Below are 20,303 nucleotides of genomic sequence, written 5' to 3'. Positions count from 1 at the left end.
GTCGGCGGCGCCCAGCGCGTCCAGGCCCGCCCAGCGCCCCCCTCCATGTCCCGCGCCTGACCGAGCCCGACCGTGTCGAAGAGGTCGAACGCCCCTCGCGTGTCTGGCCGCTTCCACGCGCCTGCCATCGACCGCCCTTCGCCAGCGGCTCGCCACCGAGGGCGCGGACCTGTGGCAGGTGGAGCCCGGGGTGTCCGGCCAGCTGCTGTGCTCGTGGAACGCGTTCGTCCTGCAGTCGATCGGCGAGAACCTGCTGGACGCCGACTACGCCGCCGACCCGAGGACGGCCGGGTACGTCCCGCCGGTCACGCACACGCAGGTGACGGCGTGCTTCGACCAGGTCGAGCCGTGGACGTCGCGGGCGCGGCAGGCCGCCGGGAACCCGGGCTTCGACGTCGTCGGCGTCGTCCGCCTGCCTGCGGCCCTTCCGGACTGGGCGGAGGCCGAGCCGCGTCCGCTGCCGCACCTGCGGGGCATGCTGGAAGCCGTGCGGATCATCCGGATGCACGCCGAGGTGGCGCTGGGGGCGCTCGAGGCGTCCGTCCAGGACACCGAGGAACACCGGTCGGACCTCCGTCGGCTGCACCAGCTCGCCGCCGAGGGAGCCACCGCGGCGGACTACGCCGACGGACTCCTCAACGCCGCCCACGAGCCGCGGTTGCATGAGGCGGTCGAGCAACGCCTCCGGTGCGCGCTGGACTGCTTCCACCGCCTGGGCCAGCTCACCGCCATGCCGACGCTCATCGCGCGGCACGGCACCGTCAAGGCCGACGCCCGCGGGAACAGGCTGCCCATTCGGGAACTCCCGACGCCCGACTCGTCCGCGTTCGACCCCTGGTGCCTGACCGCGCCGCAGGCGCGTCCCAGGTGGCGCAAGAACCCCCAGGCCCAGCGGTCGATCGAGGAGCTGTGGGAGTTCGATCCCGCGCCCGTGACCACCCTGCGAATCCAGGACGAGATCGACGCGGCCAGGCGCGGAGGGGCGATCGACTACGCCCGGGACAAGACCGGCGGGCTCCTCGGCAGCTACTTCGCGTGCCCCTGGGGCGCGGTCTACACCGTCCGCCGCCCCGTGACGATCAACGGGCGCCGCCTGCGCCTCGGCCAGCAGTTCACCTACGCGGTCAACGCCGACAAGATCCGCGAGGGAGGCGAGTTCACCCGCCGCCTGATCGTCGGGAGGTTCAGCCACACCGACGAGGTCCAGTACAGCGAGCACGACTGAACCTCCGTCCCCCCGCCGCGGACGCGGGCGTGCGAGGCGGCGGGTGCTTCCCGGCCGGGCGGCGTGTTAGGTTCCGAATCTGATTCGGTATCGAGGTGGAGGCGGCCGTGGCGGACGACGTGTGGAGCACTCCCGAGCGGACGGCGCTGCGGAAGATGGTGCGGGACTTCACCGAGCGCGAGGTCCTCCCCCACCTGGACGGATGGGAGGAGGCCGGGGAACTGCCGCGGTCGCTGCACCGGACGGCGGCCGAGGCCGGGCTGCTGGGGATCGGGTTCCCCGAGGACGCGGGCGGCCAGGGCGGGTCCGTCATCGACGCGCTGATCGTCGCCGAAGAAATGATCCACGCGGGCGGGTCGGGCGGCCTGGTGGCCTCGCTGTTCACGCACGGGATCGCGCTTCCGCACATCGTGGCGTCCGGCGACCGGGACCTGATCGGACGGTTCGCCGAACCGACCCTGGCGGGCGAGATGATCGGCGCGCTGGGCGTCACCGAGCCGGACGCCGGGTCCGATGTGGCGGGGCTGCGGACCACGGCCGTCCGGGACGGCGACTCCTACGTGGTAAACGGGTCCAAGCTGTACATCACGTCCGGTGTCCGGGCCGACTTCGTGACCACGGCCGTCCGGACGGGCGGGCCGGGGTTCGGCGGCATCTCACTCCTGGTCATCGAGAAGGGCACGCCCGGGTTCGCCGTCTCGCGATCGCTGCGGAAGATGGGCTGGCTCTGCTCCGACACCGCCGAGCTGTCGTTCACCGACGCGCGGGTCCCGGTGGCCAACCTCGTCGGGGCGGAGAACAGCGGGTTCGTGCAGATCGTCCAGAACTTCGTGGCCGAGCGGCTCTCGCTCGCCGTCCAGGCGAACGCGCACGCGCAGCGGTGCCTCGACCTCACGCTGCGCTGGGTGCGCGACCGGGAGACGTTCGGGCGTCCGCTGTCGTCGCGCCAGCTCGTCCGGCACAAGGTCGCCGAGATGGCACGGCAGGTGGACGTCGCGCGCGTCTACACACGGCACGTCGCCGAGCGCTACGTGGCGGGCGAGGACGTGTTCACCGAGATGGCCTTCGCCAAGAACACGGCCGTCCAGGCCTGCGAGAACGTCGTCAACGAGGCCGTCCAGCTGCACGGCGGCATGGGCTACCTGCGCGAGTCCGAGGTCGAGCGCCACTACCGCGACATCCGGATCCTCGGCATCGGCGGCGGCACCACCGAGATCATGAACGAGATCGCCGCCAAACGCCTCGGCCTGTAGGCGAGCGTGCCGTGCTCCCAGGGAGCACCTTCAGCCGACGAGCAGCCCGCCCCGCCCCCGAGGGGCGGGCATCGTCGTGGCACTCAAAGCCGAAGGCCGCGCCAGGGCTGCCTCCCGCGGACACTCGGCCCGTTCTTGGAATCAGCACCATTGCCGGTAGGCAGTCCCATTGCACGCAACGAGGAGCAGATTCATGCATGGCTCCCGGGCCAAAAGCCAAGCCCGCACTGACCACCGGCGCAGCAGCGACGCGGCGGAATTTCTACATGTCGCGCTCCCCGTTCCACCTCGGCTTTGACATCGACACCGAAACGCTCGAGCGGCTTTCCATCAAGATCGGAACTTTCACCGCACCACGCCGATTGATCAACTTTGACAAGCGTATCGAATTTGATGTTCACCGCTCAATGACCTCTTTGCACAGCGACCGCTGGGGTCGGTTTCTGTTTGCTGCGTCAGTGGGATGCCACCTGCCGTGACCGCACCGTCACCCCCGCTTGCGGCAGGCCGGGGTCCGATGCGAGGCGCGGATGGCGTCCAGGAGGCCGCGCGGTCAGCAGGCCGGCATGGGCGGGGCCGCAGCGGAGAAGGCGACGTCTTCTGGGATTTCCCTGGGCCTGGGCGGGACATCTCGGGGTAGAAACGGTCGACGGGTCTTCGGTGGAGAGGCGATGCGAGATGACGGCCGGTTTCGACGACGGGCGACAGGCCAGCCAGTCCGAGACGGTACGGCGGCTGGTGATGGGCCCGAACGGTTCACAGGCACTGCTGCAGTGGCTTGCGCTGCAGCTCAACGGCCATGTCGTGCTGGCGGACGCGAACGGAACGCCCCTTCAGTCATCCCCCGGGCGTCCTACGAATCTCCTGGCGCAGGCGGAGGAGGGAATCCAGCGCGTCACCGCGGGGAAGGCCACATCCGCGACCGTGGACATCGGATCACATGCCGTGTGGGTCTCGTCCGCGGGCGGCGAGGATCCTCGGATCACACTGATCGCCGCCTGTGGAAAACCCTTCACTCCCCGGCATCGGAAACTGATCTCGGACGCCTCCGGCTATCTGTGGCTACGGTGGCGGCTGGAAGAACTCCAACGACACCGCGATCAGGTGGAGCTGGCGAACGTGCAGAGCCAGGAAGCGGCTTTGCAACTCCTGCTGGTCGGGGATCTCGACGGGGCCCGGCGCGTCACCGGAGCCCTCGGCCTGCCTCTTCCCGACGTCATACGCCTCTACGTCATCGAATGCCCGCCTCATCTCAGGGACGAGTGCCTCCTCGAGTGCGAGCGGGCCGCACAGGGCCGGGTCTGGCTGGTCCGCTGCCCCGTGTACACACGGCACCTCATCGTCCTGGCCCCGCCAGGGCCCGAGGACACGCCTGATCCCTTGGACCAGGCGTTGCGGAACCTGGCGGCGGATCGGAGGCACTGCCACGTGGGCGCGGGCCAGGCTGTGCCGCTCCGTGACATCGCGGCAGGGTACGAACAGGCGTTCCATGCGCTCGCGGTCGCCAGGAACACCGGCGCACTGTGCGCGACCTTCAGCCCGCGCGACGAGTTGGCGGCCTTGATCGGCCCGGCCGGCGGCCGGTGGGCGGCCAGGCGGGTCCAGCCGCTGCTCGATCACCGCCCCCGCCGCGCCCAGGATCCCGGCGCCGCCGAGCTTCAGGCGACCCTCGCCTCCTGGCTGGCCTTCTCCACGCGAGCGGCCCGGCAACTGAAGATCCACCGCAACACCCTGACCGCCCGGCTGCGACTCATCGCCGACCTCCTCGACTGCGACCTCAACGACCTCGCCGTCCTGTCCGAACTCCACCTCGCGCAACGTCTCCTCGGCCAACCCCGGCAGGCCGGGCACCCCGACATGCTCGACGACCTGTCCCTGGATCGGCTCCTCGACGCACCGCACGTCACCCGCTGGGCCCGGAACCGCCTGTCCGAAATCAGCGGTAGTGATCCGCGCCTTCTGCACACCCTGCGGATCTGGCTGAGCCACAACGGACACCTGCCCAGCACCGCGGACTCACTGCAGCTCTCGGTCCCGGCGACACGCAAACGGATCCTTCGCATCGAGCAGATCCTCAAGCGGTCCCTGCTCAACGCGCCTTCTGCGCTCTGCGACATGCAGCTCGCCATCCGGATCGCCGACCAGGGACGCCACCCCGGCGACCGCACGGCGTCCTAGACAAGGCAAGGCGTGGCGACGCTCAGGCGACCGGTGCGGGGGCGTGGGTTCCGGTGGCGCCTTGGACGAGTGCCAGCCGCGCCCGCGCGAGCCTGCGGACCGCCTCGGCGAGCTGAGCCGACGGGAGCGTGTACGGCAGGCGGACGTGGCGTTCGAAGGCCCCGCCGATCCCGAAGCGCGGTCCGGCCGCGATGGTCACTCCGTGGTCCGGTGCGATCGCCGCCAGCCGGGAGCTGATGGGCTCGGGGAACGTCGCCCAGAGCGTGACGCCGCCGGCCGGTCGCGGTGCGTGGACGTCCGGCAGGTGCTCGGCGAGCGCGTGGGACAGCGCGTCGCGTTGCGACCGCAGTTGCCGCAGCATGTCGGCCCGCCTGGTCTGGCCCTGTTCGAGAAGGACGGCCGTGGCCAGCTGTTCGACGACGGGCGTGCCGAGGTCGGTGGCGGGACGGCGTTGTTCGAGGCGTTCCAGGAGGGAGGGGACGGCGCGGATCCAGCCGATGCGGAGGCCACCCCAGATGCTCTTGGAGACCGAGCCGACGCTGATGGCGGTCGGCATGTGCGCTGCGAAGGGTTCCGGTCCGGCGCCGTCCAGGGCCAGATCGGCCATGGTCTCGTCGATGATCGTGGGGCAGGACGGCCTGAGCCGGTGGCGCTCGCTCGCGGACATGCACATCCCGGTCGGGTTGTGGAAGTCGGGAATCAGGTAGGCCAGGTTCGCCTCGCGCCCGGCCGCGTGGAGTTGCGCCGTGTCCCAGCCGGACGTCCCGAGGGCTACGGGCAGGAGCCGGGCGCGCGCGTCGGTGAACGTCCTGATCGCGTGCGGGTAGGTGGGATGGTCGATCAGGACCCTGTCACGTGGGGCCAGGAGCGTTCGCGCGAGCAGACCGAGCGCGTGCTGCGCGCCGTTGGTGATCATGATGTGGTCGGGCGCGGTGGGCAGCCCTCTGCGCCGGTACCAGCCCGCGACCGCTTCGCGCAGCTCGGCGATGCCGTGGCGGTCGTATCCGTGCCGCTCGAAGTGCCGCGGCAGCCGTTCGAGGGCGGCCGCGTAGGCGGCGTGGAGGATCTCGACAGGCGCCGGTGGGGCGGCGAACGACAGGTCGATGGTCGCCGGGTCCGTGCTCGCCGGAGGCTCGGACGGCGTGTCCTGAGGGAGGCGCACCGTCGCCCGGGCGCGTTCCCTCGTGGCGAGGTAGCCGTGCTCGACGAGCGTGCGGTACGCGGCGCCGACGGTGGTCCTGCTGGTGCCGAGCGCGGCGGCGAGGTCGCGTTCGCCCGGCAGCGTCGCGCCGAGGGAGAGCCGTCCGTCCAGGACCAGCAGGCGCAGCCTGTCGGAGAGACGCTGGTGCGCCGGTCCGGGCCCCTCCTGCCAGGTCCCCAGCATGCGCGCGGCCGTGTGCGAGCTGATCTTCACCGGACCAGCGTAGTCAATCTGGCTATGGAATCAGAGGCCAGATGGCCTGGAGGCTTGCGCCATGGCTCCTCCCGCTTCCGCTACGCGCCCGTCCGCCTCGGCCCGTCACGACCGCCCCGCGATGACGCGCATGAACGCCTTCGCCCAGGTCCGCGCGGGCCGGAAGGCGCGCCGTCTGCCCCAACTCCTCGTCGGCCTGGTGGGGTACGGGGCCTCCGTCATGGTGCTCGTCGAATCCGGTCTCGGCACGGCCAGTTGGAGCGTCCTCACGGTCGGCGTGGCCAAGACCCTCGGCATCTCCTTCGGATGGGCCACCAACCTGATCTCACTCCTGGTGCTCCTCGCCTGGATCCCCCTGCGCGAACTACCAGGGCTCGGCACGCTCCTCAACGTCGCGACCATCGGCTTCGCCGCGGACGCCACCGCCGCACTGCTCCCCGTCCCTCACGGGATACCCGCCCAGAGCTGCTACCTCGTGGCCGGCATCATCGCGCTGTCCTTCTTCGACTCGCTCTACCTCGGCGCGCAGTTCGGATCGGGGCCGCGCGACGGCATCATGACCGGACTCATCCGGCTCACCCGCCTACCCGTGGCCGTGGTCCGTACCGGCATCGACATCACCGTCGTCGCCATCGGCTGGGCCCTCGGTGGAGACTTCGGAGTCGGCACGGTGCTCGTCGCGCTGTGCATGGGTCCTCTCGTCGGCTACTTCCTGCCACTTCTGACAGTCCGCCTCCCCTCGGCGACAACCGACGAACGGCCCTGAATGCCTCCGCCTCTGAAAACGTCGGTGGGGCTCGCTTGGATGGCGCGATGAGCGCTGTTGACATCGCCCGGGCCCTGCCGTCGATCGCCGAGGTGCGGGCGCTGAGCCAGTCCTTCGCCGTGCTGGACGCGGTCCTGAGCGGGAACGGATACGGGTCGTACGACTTCGTCCGGACATGGCGTCCGGGGCTGGAGCTCGCCTCGATGGAGACCGGCGGCGGGGACGACTACTCGATCGTTTTCACCCCCGACGGCGCCCTGATTCTAGGGTTCGACCACGAGTCGGAGATGAGCCCATACGGGAACGACGGCTACGAGGTCTGGCCCGGACTGGTCGACGAGGTGCCTGACGACTTCGCCGAGCTGCTGGCCGAGCCGGAGTTCTGCCATCACGGAGGCACCGAGCTCTTCCTGGCGGCCACGGTGTGCCTGTGGCGGCGACACGACGATCCGGCCTGGCGGACGGGCGACATCGCGTTCCCTCCGGGAAACGACCCGGACGGCGCGTCCTGGCTGTTCGAGCTGCTGGCCGCGGGCACACCCGAGGCCTACAGCGCCTACGCCGGGTACGGCGTCGAGGCCGCCATGAAGACCGCCACCATCCGGGCCGTCCTCGAACACCGTCCGCTGACCTCCGACCTGGCCGAACGCCTGAATCCCGAAGCCGACCTCAGGGTGCTCGCCGAGCGGCTCGAGGCCATCGGCTACCCGTCGGCGCTGGGCCGGTAGCGGACGCGACCAGCTCGCCGAGCTGCTGCGTGAGCTGCTCGGGGGGCTCGGTGGCGCCGACCCGCCCAGGGCCGTGCCGCTCGACACGCCGACCACCACGGCACCCGGCGCGGCGGCGCGAGGAGCGCCGCCTTCACCCAGGTGAACACGTGCCGGGTGTCGTTGTGCCAGTTGACGCTGAAGGTCTCCCAGGTCTGCTCGTGGTCGGGACATCGGTCTCTCCCTGGACGGTCTCGATTCGGTCCGCATCAAGACCGTCCGTCCTCCCGGAATCCGTCGCCGCATCCTATGTGATGTAGGTCACGTGTTCTGGAGAGCCGCTCGCAGCGCCTCCACGCTGGGCGCCCCCTCGGGGCGGCCGCCGGAGTCGGACGGGTAGAGGCGGCATGCCAGGCCGACCGGCATGTCCGGGGTGGCGAACGGGTCGCGCCCGTCGACCAGCAGGGTCGGCGACCCGTGCATCCCCCAGCGCTCCGCCTCGTCCTCGGTCCTGACCTCCTGCCGCCGGACGGTCACCCCCGGCCCGTCGCCCGACTCGCCCAACGCCTGCGCGAGCCGTTCTTCGAGCACCGAGCCGTTCGGGCAGTCCGGAACGGTCACCACCATCAGTTCCACGCGGATCTCCTTAGCCAGACGACGCCGAATCCAGACAACGCCGAAGCAGGACGGCGCCGACTTTCCCAACGTCCGGCGCCGGGCGTCAATTTCCGAACGCCGGCGTGACGCCGGCTTCCGGAGGTCAGCCCGTCACCGCGGCGATCAACACCAGGATCACGGTGGCGACCGCCAGCAACCCGTGCACCCCCGCGACCAGGAGCGGGATGGCCTGCTCGGGCGGCCCGTGCTCGTCCTGGGCGGCGGTGGGGCGCTGGGTCGGGAGCCAGCGCGCCAGCAGGGTGAAGCCGAGCAAAGCGATGACCACCAGGACGGCCAGGGCGATCCAGGCGAGGGCGGCCGCGTCGGTGGCCATGTAGACGATCCAGATGATCAGCCCGGCCACCGCCAGCAGCAGGTGGCCGAAGACCACCGGGGCCGGGAAGCGGGTCGGCCGGGTGTCCGCGGGGGCGCGCATCCCGCCGCGGGCCAGCCACAGGCGCAGCATGAAGAAGCCCCCCAGGGCGGTGAGCAGCCAGACGATGAGGGCGGTGACGGCCATGTCGGCCTCCTCGCCGGGTCGGAACCTCGAGGGGGCCCGACCCGTGGATCTCGGAATCGGACGCGGGCGGGCTCAGCGCCGCTTCGGGGCGGTGGCCCCCGCGTCGATGCGAGGGCCTCTCATCTCGGGCGGTGGCCGGTCCCCCCGCCTCGGGGGCGGGTGAACCCCTCGGCCTGGGTCTCCTCGTCGGCGACGCGGACGCCGTACCGGTAGGCGAGCCTGCCGCCCAGGTATCCCGAGGCGCCCAGGGCGACGAGGCAGACGGCCGACAGGGTGATCTGCCCGGCCTCGACCTGGTCGTAGTGGTCGCTCAGCCAGCGCCAGGCCCACCCGGCGCCGTACCCGGCGGTGACGGCGAGGTTCAGCGCCATGTGCAGCAGGGCGGTGCGGAACGCGGGCGTGCCGGGAGCGATCACCAGCAGGTCCAGGAACCCGAACAGGGCCGCGGCCAGCGCGCCGAGCACCCCGATGGCGATCAGCCAGAGCGAGCCGCGGGTCAGGAACGAGGGATCGTGGACGATCCGCGAGCCCACGTCGAACACCAGGCTCGCCACCCACGCGCCGATCGGCACGGTCACCAGGATCGGGTGCAGCGGGTGGCCGTACAGGCCCGACAGCGGTGTCACCGGACGCTTCGCCTGCCGGAGTGGATCGGACATCACCACCCCCACTTCACTGACAAGTCTTCGCCTCACGCCTCTGACCAGTCAATACTCCCCTGGTAAAGCCGTGTCGGCTCCTGCCCGGCCCCTTTCCCGCCGGGTAGCCTCCCGACTGTCGGTGACCAGATCCCGGTACGGAGATGAGAGGTGACGACGCGATGGCGGACCCCGCGACGATCGTGATCGCCGGTGGCGGACTGGCCGCGGCCAAGGGCGCCGAGGCGCTCCGCGACGAGGGCTTCGGCGGCCGGATCATGCTGGCGGGCAGGGAGCGGCACCTGCCGTACGAGCGTCCGCCGCTGTCGAAGGACTACCTGCAGGGCGCCTCCGAACGCTCCAAGATCTTCGTCCACGACGAGGCGTGGTACCGCGACCACGACGTCGACCTGCGGCTCGGCACCGAGGTCACCGCCGTCGACGCGTCCGGGCACCTGGTCACCCTCGGCGACGGCGACCAGGTCGGCTACGACCGGCTGCTGCTGGCGACCGGTTCCACGCCGCGCCGCCTGCCCGTCCCCGGCGCGGACGGCGCCAACGTCCACTACCTGCGGACGGTCGACGACAGCGACCTCCTGCGCGACACCCTCGACGCGTCCGGGCACGTCGTGGTCATCGGCGCGGGGTGGATCGGCCTGGAGACCGCCGCCGCGGCGCGCACCGCTGGCGCGCGGGTCACCGTGGTCGAGACACAGCCGAAGCCGCTGTCGGCCGTCCTCGGCTCGCCGGTCTCCGACGTGTTCACCGCCCTGCACCGCGAACACGGCGTCGACTTCGTCTTCAACGCCCGGACCAGCGAGATCACCGCCACCGGCGTCGCGCTGGACGACGGCACGCGGATCGAGGCCGACATCGTCATCGTCGGCGTCGGCGCCGCCCCGGACGTCGAGCTGGCCAGGTCCGCCGGTCTCTCCGTCGACGACGGCGTCACGGTCGGCGCGGACCTCCGCACCTCGAACCCGGACATCTTCGCCGTCGGCGACATCGCCAACGCCTACCACCCGCTGCTCGGCCGCCACGTCCGCGTGGAGCACTGGGCGAACGCGCTCAACCAGCCCGCGGTGGCCGCCCGCGCCATGCTCGGCAAGCCCGCGAGCTACGAGAACCTGCCGTACTTCTTCACCGACCAGTACGACCTGGGCATGGAGTACGTCGGCCTCGCCGACCCCGCCCGCACCACCGAGGTCGTCGTCCGGGGCGACCTGAAGGCCCGCGAGTTCATCGCGTTCTGGCTCCAGGACGACCAGGTCACGGCCGCGATGAACGTCAACATCTGGGACGTCACCGACCACACCCAGGCCCTCGTCCGCTCCAGGACCCCCGCCGACCGCGCCGCCCTCGCCGACCCGGACGTCCCGCTCGCCGACCTCGCCGCCCGCTGAGCCGCCGCACGCCCGTCGGCATGCTCTCGACTTGCGGACGGGGCGCCGGACGCGCCGCCTCGGACGTGGCCGTCCTGACCTCCTGACCAGGATCTCCCGTCCGCGCGACCCGCCGGGCGACACGCTGTGGGGCCTGGCGCGGGATCGGCCGGGCGTCGTATGGTCGCCCGACCGGGACGCGAGGGGCGGGAATGACTGATCGGCAAGTGGTGGACGCTACGGACCGGCTCGTCGAGGACGGCCGCCGCCGCTGGGGACGGCTGGCCGCCCGGCCCGCCGTCGTGAACCCGCTGGACGCGCCGTCCGCGGTGCCGCGCGCGCTGCGCCGGCTGCGGCTCAAGCAGTGGGTCGGCTGGACGCTCGTCCACCCCGAGGCGTGGTCCTCGATGATCATCCAGGACGCGCACTACCTCGCCAGCTCCGAGAGCTACGTGTACGACGCGGCGACGGGCGCGCTGACCGAGTACGCGGCGTCCGCGCGCGGCGGATCGGCCGCCCTGCCCGCCACCCTGTACGGCAACCGGATGCAGTTCGGGCGGCGCGGCCTGCGGATCGGCTACGACCTGCAGGAGGAGCGCGGCCTGCACCGGATCCGGATCGAGGCGCCCGCCACCGCCGACACCCCCGCCCTGACCGGCGACCTCGAACTCGACGGGTCGGCCGGGACCGCTCCCCTGTCGGTCAGCTCACCGCTGCCCGGCGGCGCCATGTACACCCACAAGCTCGTCCTGCCCGCGAGCGGCGTGCTGCGCGTCGGCGACCGCGTCTACCGCTTCGAGCCCGAACGCGACATGGCGATCCTGGACGAGCACCACACGTTCCTGCCCTACCGGACGCGCTGGCTGTGGGGCACGTTCGCGCAGCGCACTCCCGACGGGATCGTCGGGGCGAACTTCGTGCGGCGGCCGACCGTCCCGGGCACCGAGGAGGAGTCCTGCCTCTGGCTGCCCGGGACGGACGGCCCGCGCGCCGAACCGCTCGCCGACATCGCCTTCACGCCCCGGTCGGACGCGCCACTCGCACGCTGGGACATCGCGTCCGCCGACGGCCGCCTGGACGTGACGTTCGAGCCGGTCGGGCGCAAGGCCGTGAAACACCAGCTGGTCGCCGGGTCCATCGACTACTTCCAGCTGTACGGCACCTACACCGGGACGGTCGGCGGACGCGACGTCCGCGACGTCCACGGCGTCTGCGAGAGCATGCGCGCCCGCCTCTGACCGGCGCACCCGCCTCTGACCGGCGCGCCTGCATCTGACCGGCGCGTCCCACTCGGGCTAGGGCTTGCGGCCGACCCCGCAGTACGCGTCGACCTCGCCGCGCTCGCCGTCCGGGTCGGGGCGCCATAGCTGCAGCGGGACGACGCCCGGCTCGACCAGGTCCAGGCCGTCGAAGAACGACCGGATCTCGTCGGGGTGCCGCAGCTGGTACGGCACCGCGCCGGTCTCGTCGTACCCCTGCTGCGCCTCGAGGAACGCCTGGTCGGTCGCCGTCCCGTCGTACAGCACGAGGAAGCTGCCGGACGGAAGCGGCTCGAGCAGCCGCGCAACGATCGACCGCGCCTCCGCCGGCTCGGCGACGTGCCCGAGGATGCCCATCAGCATCAGCGCCACCGGCCGCGTGAAGTCCAGGTGCTCGCGCGCCCGGTCCGCGACGTCCTTCGGGTCGTGCAGGTCCGCCTCGATGTAGTGCGTCGCCCCCTCGGGACGGCTCGTCAGCAGGGCGCGCGCGTGCACGAGGACGAGCGGGTCGTTGTCCACGTACACGATGTGGCTGTCGGGCGCGGCCTCCTGCGCGATCTCGTGCGTGTTGCCCTCGGTCGGCAGGCCGGTGCCGACGTCCAGGAACTGCCGGACGCCCTCCTCCGCCGCCAGATGCCGGACGGCCCGTCCGAGGAACCCCCGGGACGCCCGCGCCAGGTCCACGATCGCCGGGTACACCGCCGTGTAGTCGTCACCCGCGCGCTGGTCCACGGGGAAGTTGTCCTTGCCGCCCAGCCAGTAGTTCCAGATCCGGGCCGAATGCGGGACCGTGGTGTCGAGGTCGCCCATCAGGTCCCTCTCGGCCGCCGCGAGGATCTCGTGCTCGTCGCCGCTCATGATCGCCTCCTTGTGCCCCCATCACAGCAGAAGCGAACGCCCGCCGGGACACGCTCCGATGGCTGAACCCGGTCAGGCGAAGGGGATCGAGCGCCCCGCGCCCGCGGTCAGCGCAGGTCGTCGAGCATGGCGTGCAGGAGCGGCGGCGTCCGCTCGGGCGGGCACGCCTTGATGAGCAGCCGGCCGTGTTGCGCGACGAAGTGCGAGATGACGCCCGGCTCGGCCGGGTACATCGCCGTGCCGGGCTGGTCCACGCGCACGAGGTCGGGCCGGTCGCGGTCCGGGAACCGCATCACCGTGACCGCGCCGGGAAGGATGGCCGACCCCGCGTCCTCGTCGTCGAGGATCTGCACGGTCACGCCCGGACGGCCCGCCATCCCGATCAGGTGCCGCAGCTGGCCGCGACGCGCCGCGACGTCGCCCACGTCCAGCTCCAGCGCGCGCCGGGAAATGATCGCCCACAGGCGCGGCGGACGCGTCCGGTGCAGGACGTCCTGCCGGAACGCGAGCAGTTCGACGCGGCGGCGCAGCTCGTCCGGGTGGACGTCCGGACTGTCGAGCAGGATCAGATGCCGCGCGTAGTCCGCGGCCAGCAGCAGATCAGGGACCCGGGCGGGCGCGAACACCCGGATGTCGGCGAGCTCGGGCTCCAGCGTCAGGTACAGCGCGACGTGCGGCGCCACGACCTCGTCGTAGGCCCGCCACCAGGCATGATGCGCGCGCAACTCGGCATCGGCGAGCACCTGTCCCGGGCTCCAGCCCCGTCCCGCCGCCGTCGACGGCATCGCGTCCGGGCACCGCGGCGTCGTCACCACCGGCCCGGGCGGCGCGGGCGCGACGAGCCACGCGGGCGCCGCGGGTTCGGCGTCACGAACGAACGAGTACGGAGCCTGAGCGGGCACGGTGGGCCCCGGAACGCCGACCGCCGGAAGGCCGACCGCCTGGACGCCCGCCGCCAGGCCGTTCTCCGCCGGGCCGTTCTCCGCCGGGACGCTCTCGGCGGGCACGCACCGGTCGTAGAGGTCGCGCAGCTCGTCCAGGGGGACCATCGCCGAGACGTCCTGGCCCTTGTCGAGCGCGTGGGCGTAGATCACGGCCCAGACCGACTCGACCTTCTCCCGGCGCGGCCGCCGCGCCGGGACCAGGGTGAACAGGTCGCTGAGCGTCGACCGCGGGACGCCGATGACCGTGACGCCGTGCACCCGGCACCCTTCGAGGCGCCGGGACAGCCGGTCGAGCGTGTTCAGGGTGGGCCGGCCCGCGAGGCGCAGGTTGCGCCGCAGGGCCTCGACGGCCGCACCGCAGGGGTGCCGTTGCTGGTCGGGATCGGGCATGTCGCCGGTCCATTCGGACGAGTCGGGGGCGGGCGCAACCCCATGGTCTCACCCGTCCCGCCCGTCCTTCCGGCCACCTGACACATTCCCGGCCGCATTCCCCGGACGAACTTCCGGATACCCGGAGTATCCGGGCGAACCGCCCCACCTGTCCGAGATTGCCCGAATATTGCGATTCGCGGCCGAACGATGCCGCAGAGTGAGACGGGACGGTATCCACCCACTCCCCTATCGGAGGTCTCACCGTTGCGCGCCGCACCCCGCGCCGCTCCCGACACCCCGTCCGGAACCCCGCCTGAAACCGGAGACCCGGCGCCGTCCCACTCCCCGGACACGGCCATGGAACCCGTACCCGCCGACGCGGACCGGATGGCCCTTTCGCTGGTCACCCTCTGGGCCATGCGGACGGGCCGCACGCCCCCGCCCGCTCCCTACACCGCCCTGACCGGCGCCGAACTGCTCGCCTTCTGGGCCGACCCGCGAATGGAGCCGGAAGAAGAACGACCCGCGCCCGATCCCCTGCCGTAGACAGGGGGCACTCGGCTTGAGGCGGCCGCTAGGACGCCGCCTCGAGCCGCGGGCCGGCGCGCCACGCGGCGGCCAGATCCTGGATCGGCAGGTCGAGGACCTCGCTGAGACAGGCGATCGTGCCGAACCCGGGACTGGGGAGCCGACCGGTCTCGATCTTGCGCAGTGTCTCCGGCGAGATGCCGGCCGCGCGCGCCACGTCGCCGAGCTCCCGGTCCGCCCGCGCCTCCCGCAGCAGCCTCCCGAGACGCCTGCCGGCCTCGACCTGTTCGGGGGTGAGCGGATTGCGAACCATGCCCGCCAGCGTACGGTTGGTATTTTAATACCGCAACCGCTACGGTTGGTATTTTAATACCGGCGTAGCGACGTGTGAGGGTAACCCATGATCGAGTTGAAGTCGCCCGCGGAGATCGAGCGGATGCACACCACCGGGCGGTTCATCGCCCAGATCCTGACCGAGCTGGGTGAACTCGCCGACGTGGGCGTCAACCTCCTCGACCTGGAGCACCACGTCCGCAACCGGATCCGCGAACGCGGCGCGAAGTCCTGCTACTGGGACTACGCCCCCTCCTTCGGCAGCGGCCCCTTCCGCAACGTCATCTGCCTGTCGGTCAACGACGCCGTGCTGCACGGACTGCCCCACGACTACACGCTGCTCGACGGCGACGTCCTCAGCATGGACATCGCCGTCGAGATCGACGGCTGGGTCGCCGACTCCGCCCGCACCGTCATCGTCGGCACCCCCGCGGGCGACGACCTGCGCCTCATCCGCGCAACCGAGGAGGCCCTCAGCGCGGGCATCGCGGCCGCGCTGCCCGGCAACCGCCTCGGCGACATCTCGGCGGCCATCGAGGCCGTCGTCACCGGCTTCGGCTACCCGATCAACACCGAGTTCGGCGGCCACGGACTCGGACGGACCATGCACGAGGACCCCCACGTCCCCAACCGGGGCCGGGCCGGCCGCGGCCTCAAGCTCCGGCCGGGCCTGACCCTGGCCCTCGAGCCCTGGCTCGCCCGCACCACCGACCAGATCGTCTTCGACCCCGACGGCTGGACGATCCGCTCCGCCGACGGCTCGCGCACCGCCCACTCCGAGCACACGATCGCCATCACCGAGGACGGGCCCCTGGTCCTCACCGAACGCCAGCCCCGGCACGCGGACTCGTCCTCCACCCCGGCCTGACCCGCCCTCCGGCCTGACCCGCCCCCGACCTCCGGCCTGACCCGCCCGGACCGCCGGTCAGTTCGTCCGGCCGGTCGCCAGGTGCGGGCCCAGGTACCCGATGTAGATCAGCCCGGTGTTGTCGGTGTCGTCGAAGAAGTGCAACCGGGGGGCGGGGGGCTTGCAGCGCTCGAGCTTGATGTGGGCGGTGAAGCAGGCCCGGCCGGACGGATGCGTCGCCGGACGCACCGGGAACATCCGCGCCTGCCGGAACTTCTCCTGGTGCTCCACCCGGTCCGACTCCGCCAGCGCGATGATGTTCGCGCTGATCAGCGTGCCGGGGGCGCCCGACCGGACGAACGCCAGCAGATCCGACAGGTGCGGGCCGGGCGGGGTCCCGGCCCGGCGGGCCCGCTGCTTGGCCCGCGCGTAGGCGTCCAGCGTGGTGAGCGCGTCCCGCGCCTTGCGCCGCCACGACGCCGCCTTGGGATGCGGGTCGAGCGCGGCGGCCAGGGACCCGTCCAGATCGTCCAGCACCAGCAGCGGATGCCGCGCGGCGATCTCGGCGATCAGCCCCTCGAACGAACCCGGCACCCGGTCGCCGGTGGCGGCGGGCGGCGGCGCGCTCGCGACCGCCGGGGCGACGTCGGCGAGCCGCGCCGCCAGCACCCCCCGGTCCCGGACGGCCGCGTCCCGCTCGGCCTCCGCGTCGTCCAGCGCCTCGGCGAACAGGTCCCGCTCGGTGAGCGCCTCGGCCAGCTGCCCGGCCAGGTGGTCGGCGTGCTGCTCGGCCTGCGTCCGCGCCTGCTGCGCGGCGGTCGCCTCGTCCTGGAGCAGCGTCAGCTCCCGCTTGGCACGCCGCTCGGCACTGGCCAGAACCGACTCCAGCTCTGTCAGGCGGGATTGCAGCCGGTTCACCTCGGACGCCGACTTCCCCTCACCGGCCGCGGGCCCGGCGGGCGACGACTCCGCCTCCGGCGGCTTCGCCGGAGGCGGCACCTTCGGACGTAGACGACGCGGCAGATGCTCGTTCAGCAGCGTCGCCGCGTCGACCGCGACACCCGCCGGGGACGTGCCCGACCGGGCGGACAGCGCGTCGTCGAGCAGCGCCGTCAGCAGGCCGTGCCGGTCCCGGACGGCCGAGCGGGTGAACGTCGTGTCGTCCTCGGCGTTCCCGGGCGGCCCGAAGTACCGCGCGCCGCCCGCCGGGACCGCCCGCTCGGGCAGCAGCCCGGCCAGCACCCGGCGGCCCGGCTCGATCACCACCGCCACGCTCAGCAGTCCGGGCCAGTGCACCCGGAAGAGCGTGTCGATGCTGCTCAGCGCCTTGCGCGAGTCGAGCGACACCACGAGCACGCCGACGCTGCGCTCGGGATGGCCGAGGCTGCCGGCGACCAGCGCGAGCCGCTCGTCCTCGGCCCCGTCGTCCGGCGGGACGCCGTCCAGCGGGAACAGCTTCAGCGGCTCGCCGGTCACCGGCAGCCCGCCCGAGTCGCAGATGTGCTGCCGGTCGATGCCCAGCCGCACGCACGGCGGCACGGCCCGGTGCGTCCAGCCGCGCTCGGCGTGCGCGGCGACGCCCCACTCGACCAGCCCCCGGGGCGAGTCGCGCAGCACGATCGCCGCGCGGACGGCGCCGGCGGCCGGGTCGCTCCAGCGGGCGGTGGTGCGGGCGACCAGCCGGGGCGCATCCGCCCCGTCACCCTCCTCACGGTCGAAGCGCCACGGCCGGATGCCCGCGTCGTCGCCGGGGAGCGGCGCGCGGGGCGGCGGTAGCGGCAGGGTCGCGGCACGGGAGCCGAGCAGGCGGCTCTGCGGCAGCGCGGTGGCACGCGGGGCGCACGCCTGGAGCACGCCGGTGCGCGCCGCGCCCTTCCCGAACGCCTCGAACAGGGCGTCGGCCAGGGCACGGGTCGCGCGGCGGGGGCCTGCGTCGGCGATGCCGCGCATCCAGATCATCCCGGCGCGGGCGGGGACTGCGGGGTCGTCGATCACGGTGTGCTTCCCTCTCGTCACGGGTTCCACACACCCCTATCCAAACCCGAACCGCGCCCTCCCCTCCGGCGAACGGCGTATGTCGCCGTTCTGAGAGTTTTCCGACGTTCCCCGGCCGCCGTCCTTTACGAAGTAAGATCCGTCCCGGTGCGCGGCGGCACGCTCGGCCGGGCGGCCGTGCGAGAACTGGGCGGTCAGCCGTGCGGGAACTGCTGGGTGTCGGTGCGGACCGGATGGGGCTTCGGTTCCTCGAGCGAGCCACCCCGCCGCCGTTCGGTGTGGTGCCCGAACAGCGAGTAGTCCACGATCTCCGGGAGCATGCGCGGCGCGTCCACGACGACGTCGGAGAACAGGTGGACGAACCCGCAGGCCACGAGCCCGACCGCGATCACCACCACCCCGGCGATGAACAGCGCCCAGTTCGGCCCGACGCACAGCGCCACGCCGCCGAGCACGAACCCCAGGAAGACGATCCCGACGGCGACCCACGAACTCGGCCTGCCCGCGTGCGAGCTGTGCACATCCTGCTGGGACGCGGCGGCGCCCGTTGACTCAGACATGGCGAAACCCCCCGTTCGAGGTGAAATCTTCCCTCAATGTCGCTGTGCGTAACCATGGACGGGCGGACCGTCCGGGCCTAGCATCGCCCCCGTGGTTCTTTCCGGTGCCCTGCACTACTTCCGAGTCCTGCCCGAACAGTGGCCGCACCGCCTGGGGATGCTCCGGGCGATGGGCCTGGACACGGTGGAGACCTATCTCGCCTGGAACCTGCACGAACCCGAGCCGGGCCGCTTCGTCCTCGGCGGACGCGCCGACGTCGGCCGGTTCCTCGACCTCGCGGCCGAGGCCGGGCTCAACGCGATCGTCCGGCCCGGCCCGTACATCTGCGCCGAATGGGACAACGGCGGCCTGCCGTCCTGGCTGCTGGCCGACCGGTCCGCGCGGCTGCGCTGCTCGGACCCGACGTACCTCGGGCACGTCGCGCGGTACTTCGACGCCGTCCTGCCGGCGGTCGTGGAACGGCAGCGGACGCGCGGCGGCAACGTGGTGATGGTGCAGGTCGAGAACGAGTACGGCGCGTACGGCACCGACCGCCGGTATCTGGAGTGGCTGCGCGACGGGCTGCGCGAACGCGGCGTGGAGGTCCCGCTCGCGACGTCCGACGGCCCGAACGACCTCTCGCTGACCGGCGGCGTCGTGGCGGGCGCCCGGGCCGCGGTGAACTTCGGGAAGGACCCGGAGACCGCGTTCGCGACGCTCGCCCGGCACCGCCCGGACGACCCGCCGATGTGCATGGAGTTCTGGGACGGCTGGTTCGACCACTGGGGCGAGCGGCACCACAGGCGCGACGCGTCCGACGCCGCGGACGTGCTCGACCGCATCCTCGCGGCGGGCGCGCCGGTGAACCTGTACATGGCCCACGGCGGCACGAACTTCGGCACGACGGCGGGCGCGAACCTGAGCGGCGCCGAGTCGGTCGGCGACTACCAGCCGACGATCACCTCCTACGACTACGACGCGCCGATCGACGAGCGGGGTGCGCCGACGGCGAAGTTCCACGCGTTCCGGGAGGTGCTGGCGAAGTACCAGACGCGCCCGATCCCCGAGCCGGAGCCGACTCCGCCGCTGCTGCCCGCCGGGACCGTCCGGCTGGACGAGACGCTCCGGCTGCTGGACGTCCCGCCCGCCTCGATCGCCGATGCGATCGAGCCGCGGACGTTCGAGGAGCTCGGCCTGCACCACGGCCTGGTGCTCTACCGGACGACGATCCCCGGCCCGCGCGGCCCCGGCGAGCTGCACCTGGACGGCCTCGCCGACCGCGCGCACGTCTTCGTGGACGGCTCCCTCAAGGCCGTCCTGGAACGGTCCGGCGAGACGTCCGTGCCGGTCGAGGTGAAGGGCGCGAACGCCACGCTGGAGATCCTCGTCGAGTCGATGGGACGGGTGAACTACGGCCCGCGGATCGGCGACCGGAAGGGACTGGTCGGGGCCGTCCGGCACGAACGGCAGTTCCTGCACGGCTGGACGGCCTCCACCCATCCCGTGGACGACATCTCCCACCTGCTCTGGGGCACGCCGGACCGGGCCGGGCGCGGGCCGGTCTACCACCGCGGCGTCCTCGCCGTCGACGAGCCGCGCGACGGCTTCCTCGCGCTGCCGAACTGGACGAAGGGCTATGTCTGGGTGAACGGCTTCTGCCTCGGCCGGTACTGGGACCGCGGGCCGCAGCGGGCGCTGTACCTGCCCTGGCCGCTGCTGCGGCACGGGGACAACGAGCTGGTCGTCCTGGAGCTGGACGGCGTCGCCGACCCGGTCGCCGAGATCCGGACCGAGTCCGGCGCGTTCCCGGCCGACCTCGGACGGGCCCGTCGCGGACGGCCCCGGACAGGCACCCGTTTCCGCGAATGAGATGCCGGAGCGTCTCAC

The 20,303-nt window shown here is 72.3% G+C and carries 20 protein-coding genes; 11 read left to right on the top strand and 9 right to left on the bottom strand.

What is annotated here, in order from left to right; genetic code table 11:
* Positions 1-190: 190 nt before the first annotated feature.
* The 4 genes from AB0L06_RS17595 (at position 191) to AB0L06_RS17580 (ending at position 4,656) form a co-directional block, all read left to right on the top strand.
* The gene (locus tag AB0L06_RS17595) at positions 191-1,225 is read left to right on the top strand and encodes a hypothetical protein (RefSeq protein WP_500232051.1); all 1,035 of its coding nucleotides are present in this window, start codon (positions 191-193) and stop codon (positions 1,223-1,225) included.
* A 107-nt stretch (positions 1,226-1,332) separates the two neighbouring features.
* Complete coding sequence (locus tag AB0L06_RS17590) at positions 1,333-2,478, top strand: acyl-CoA dehydrogenase family protein (protein WP_500232050.1); 1,146 nt, start codon at positions 1,333-1,335, stop codon at positions 2,476-2,478.
* Between the two features lie 197 nt (positions 2,479-2,675).
* Positions 2,676-2,957 (top strand): hypothetical protein, encoded by a 282-nt coding sequence (locus AB0L06_RS17585; RefSeq protein ID WP_500232049.1) that lies wholly within the window; start codon positions 2,676-2,678, stop codon positions 2,955-2,957.
* A gap of 199 nt (positions 2,958-3,156) precedes the next feature.
* Positions 3,157-4,656: a helix-turn-helix domain-containing protein gene (locus AB0L06_RS17580; RefSeq protein WP_500232048.1), complete on the top strand. Its 1,500-nt coding sequence runs from the start codon at positions 3,157-3,159 to the stop codon at positions 4,654-4,656.
* Between the two features lie 22 nt (positions 4,657-4,678).
* Here AB0L06_RS17580 and yczR read toward each other — a convergent pair whose 3' ends face one another.
* Entirely contained in the window at positions 4,679-6,070 is a 1,392-nt protein-coding gene (gene yczR / locus AB0L06_RS17575) for a MocR-like transcription factor YczR (RefSeq protein WP_500232047.1), read from the bottom strand.
* Between the two features lie 130 nt (positions 6,071-6,200).
* Between yczR and yczE the strand changes: the two genes are divergently transcribed.
* Positions 6,201-6,836, top strand: a complete 636-nt coding sequence (gene yczE / locus AB0L06_RS17570; RefSeq protein ID WP_500232046.1) for a membrane protein YczE — start codon at positions 6,201-6,203, stop codon at positions 6,834-6,836.
* A gap of 47 nt (positions 6,837-6,883) precedes the next feature.
* Positions 6,884-7,564, top strand: coding sequence for a hypothetical protein (locus AB0L06_RS17565; RefSeq protein ID WP_500232045.1), 681 nt, complete (start codon positions 6,884-6,886; stop codon positions 7,562-7,564).
* 300 nt (positions 7,565-7,864) lie between these two features.
* On the opposite strand, the gene AB0L06_RS17560 is transcribed toward AB0L06_RS17565, so the two are convergent.
* From AB0L06_RS17560 to AB0L06_RS17550, 3 genes are all read right to left on the bottom strand, one after another.
* Positions 7,865-8,179 carry a thioredoxin family protein gene (locus AB0L06_RS17560; protein ID WP_500232044.1) on the bottom strand — a complete coding sequence of 105 codons (315 nt, stop codon included), beginning with the start codon at positions 8,177-8,179 and terminating at the stop codon, positions 7,865-7,867.
* A 124-nt stretch (positions 8,180-8,303) separates the two neighbouring features.
* Positions 8,304-8,720 (bottom strand): hypothetical protein, encoded by a 417-nt coding sequence (locus tag AB0L06_RS17555; RefSeq protein ID WP_500232043.1) that lies wholly within the window; start codon positions 8,718-8,720, stop codon positions 8,304-8,306.
* Positions 8,721-8,839: 119 nt separating this feature from the next.
* Complete coding sequence (locus tag AB0L06_RS17550; RefSeq protein WP_500232042.1) at positions 8,840-9,379, bottom strand: DUF2231 domain-containing protein; 540 nt, start codon at positions 9,377-9,379, stop codon at positions 8,840-8,842.
* A 143-nt stretch (positions 9,380-9,522) separates the two neighbouring features.
* Here AB0L06_RS17550 and AB0L06_RS17545 point away from each other — a divergent pair, with 143 nt between their 5' ends.
* Complete coding sequence (locus AB0L06_RS17545; RefSeq protein ID WP_500232041.1) at positions 9,523-10,761, top strand: NAD(P)/FAD-dependent oxidoreductase; 1,239 nt, start codon at positions 9,523-9,525, stop codon at positions 10,759-10,761.
* A gap of 191 nt (positions 10,762-10,952) precedes the next feature.
* Positions 10,953-11,978, top strand: a complete 1,026-nt coding sequence (locus tag AB0L06_RS17540; RefSeq protein WP_500232040.1) for a DUF2804 domain-containing protein — start codon at positions 10,953-10,955, stop codon at positions 11,976-11,978.
* 57 nt (positions 11,979-12,035) lie between these two features.
* Here AB0L06_RS17540 and AB0L06_RS17535 read toward each other — a convergent pair whose 3' ends face one another.
* A complete protein-coding gene (locus AB0L06_RS17535) occupies positions 12,036-12,857 on the bottom strand; it encodes an SAM-dependent methyltransferase (protein WP_500232039.1) in 822 nt (273 codons plus the stop codon).
* Between the two features lie 107 nt (positions 12,858-12,964).
* On the bottom strand, positions 12,965-14,191 hold the full coding sequence (locus AB0L06_RS17530) for a DUF5753 domain-containing protein (RefSeq protein WP_500232038.1): 1,227 nt from the start codon (positions 14,189-14,191) through the stop codon (positions 12,965-12,967).
* Between the two features lie 246 nt (positions 14,192-14,437).
* On the opposite strand from AB0L06_RS17530, the gene AB0L06_RS17525 reads away from it, so the two are divergent.
* Positions 14,438-14,719 (top strand): hypothetical protein, encoded by a 282-nt coding sequence (locus AB0L06_RS17525; protein ID WP_500232037.1) that lies wholly within the window; start codon positions 14,438-14,440, stop codon positions 14,717-14,719.
* A 28-nt stretch (positions 14,720-14,747) separates the two neighbouring features.
* On the opposite strand, the gene AB0L06_RS17520 is transcribed toward AB0L06_RS17525, so the two are convergent.
* Positions 14,748-15,014: a helix-turn-helix transcriptional regulator gene (locus AB0L06_RS17520; RefSeq protein WP_500232036.1), complete on the bottom strand. Its 267-nt coding sequence runs from the start codon at positions 15,012-15,014 to the stop codon at positions 14,748-14,750.
* Positions 15,015-15,101: 87 nt separating this feature from the next.
* Here AB0L06_RS17520 and map point away from each other — a divergent pair, with 87 nt between their 5' ends.
* On the top strand, positions 15,102-15,902 hold the full coding sequence (map, locus tag AB0L06_RS17515; RefSeq protein WP_500232035.1) for a type I methionyl aminopeptidase: 801 nt from the start codon (positions 15,102-15,104) through the stop codon (positions 15,900-15,902).
* A 57-nt stretch (positions 15,903-15,959) separates the two neighbouring features.
* Here the strand turns inward: map and AB0L06_RS17510 are convergent, their stop codons facing one another.
* Both AB0L06_RS17510 and AB0L06_RS17505 read right to left on the bottom strand, forming a co-directional pair.
* Positions 15,960-17,876 carry a hypothetical protein gene (locus AB0L06_RS17510; RefSeq protein ID WP_500232034.1) on the bottom strand — a complete coding sequence of 639 codons (1,917 nt, stop codon included), beginning with the start codon at positions 17,874-17,876 and terminating at the stop codon, positions 15,960-15,962.
* 194 nt (positions 17,877-18,070) lie between these two features.
* The gene (locus AB0L06_RS17505) at positions 18,071-18,436 is read right to left on the bottom strand and encodes an HGxxPAAW family protein (RefSeq protein ID WP_500232033.1); all 366 of its coding nucleotides are present in this window, start codon (positions 18,434-18,436) and stop codon (positions 18,071-18,073) included.
* A 91-nt stretch (positions 18,437-18,527) separates the two neighbouring features.
* On the opposite strand from AB0L06_RS17505, the gene AB0L06_RS17500 reads away from it, so the two are divergent.
* Positions 18,528-20,285, top strand: a complete 1,758-nt coding sequence (locus AB0L06_RS17500) for a glycoside hydrolase family 35 protein (protein WP_500232032.1) — start codon at positions 18,528-18,530, stop codon at positions 20,283-20,285.
* The last annotated feature ends 18 nt before the right edge of the window (positions 20,286-20,303 follow it).

This window comes from Spirillospora sp. NPDC052269 (genome assembly GCF_040679435.1).
Lineage (GTDB): Bacteria > Actinomycetota > Actinomycetes > Streptosporangiales > Streptosporangiaceae > Spirillospora.
This window is presented reverse-complemented; position numbering and strand designations above follow the sequence as displayed.

Excerpts from the sequence above, each read along its gene's own strand:
- AB0L06_RS17585 (WP_500232049.1), top strand. The coding sequence starts at position 2,676 with ATGGCTCCCGGGCCAAAAGCCAAGCCCGCACTGACCACCGGCGCAGCA.
- AB0L06_RS17580 (WP_500232048.1), top strand. The coding sequence starts at position 3,157 with ATGACGGCCGGTTTCGACGACGGGCGACAGGCCAGCCAGTCCGAGACG.
- yczE (WP_500232046.1), top strand. The coding sequence starts at position 6,201 with ATGAACGCCTTCGCCCAGGTCCGCGCGGGCCGGAAGGCGCGCCGTCTG.
- AB0L06_RS17565 (WP_500232045.1), top strand. The coding sequence starts at position 6,884 with ATGAGCGCTGTTGACATCGCCCGGGCCCTGCCGTCGATCGCCGAGGTG.
- AB0L06_RS17555 (WP_500232043.1), bottom strand. The coding sequence starts at position 8,720 with ATGGCCGTCACCGCCCTCATCGTCTGGCTGCTCACCGCCCTGGGGGGC.
- AB0L06_RS17550 (WP_500232042.1), bottom strand. The coding sequence starts at position 9,379 with ATGTCCGATCCACTCCGGCAGGCGAAGCGTCCGGTGACACCGCTGTCG.
- AB0L06_RS17545 (WP_500232041.1), top strand. The coding sequence starts at position 9,523 with ATGAGAGGTGACGACGCGATGGCGGACCCCGCGACGATCGTGATCGCC.
- AB0L06_RS17540 (WP_500232040.1), top strand. The coding sequence starts at position 10,953 with ATGACTGATCGGCAAGTGGTGGACGCTACGGACCGGCTCGTCGAGGAC.
- AB0L06_RS17535 (WP_500232039.1), bottom strand. The coding sequence starts at position 12,857 with ATGAGCGGCGACGAGCACGAGATCCTCGCGGCGGCCGAGAGGGACCTG.
- AB0L06_RS17530 (WP_500232038.1), bottom strand. The coding sequence starts at position 14,191 with ATGCCCGATCCCGACCAGCAACGGCACCCCTGCGGTGCGGCCGTCGAG.
- AB0L06_RS17520 (WP_500232036.1), bottom strand. The coding sequence starts at position 15,014 with ATGGTTCGCAATCCGCTCACCCCCGAACAGGTCGAGGCCGGCAGGCGT.
- map (WP_500232035.1), top strand. The coding sequence starts at position 15,102 with ATGATCGAGTTGAAGTCGCCCGCGGAGATCGAGCGGATGCACACCACC.
- AB0L06_RS17505 (WP_500232033.1), bottom strand. The coding sequence starts at position 18,436 with ATGTCTGAGTCAACGGGCGCCGCCGCGTCCCAGCAGGATGTGCACAGC.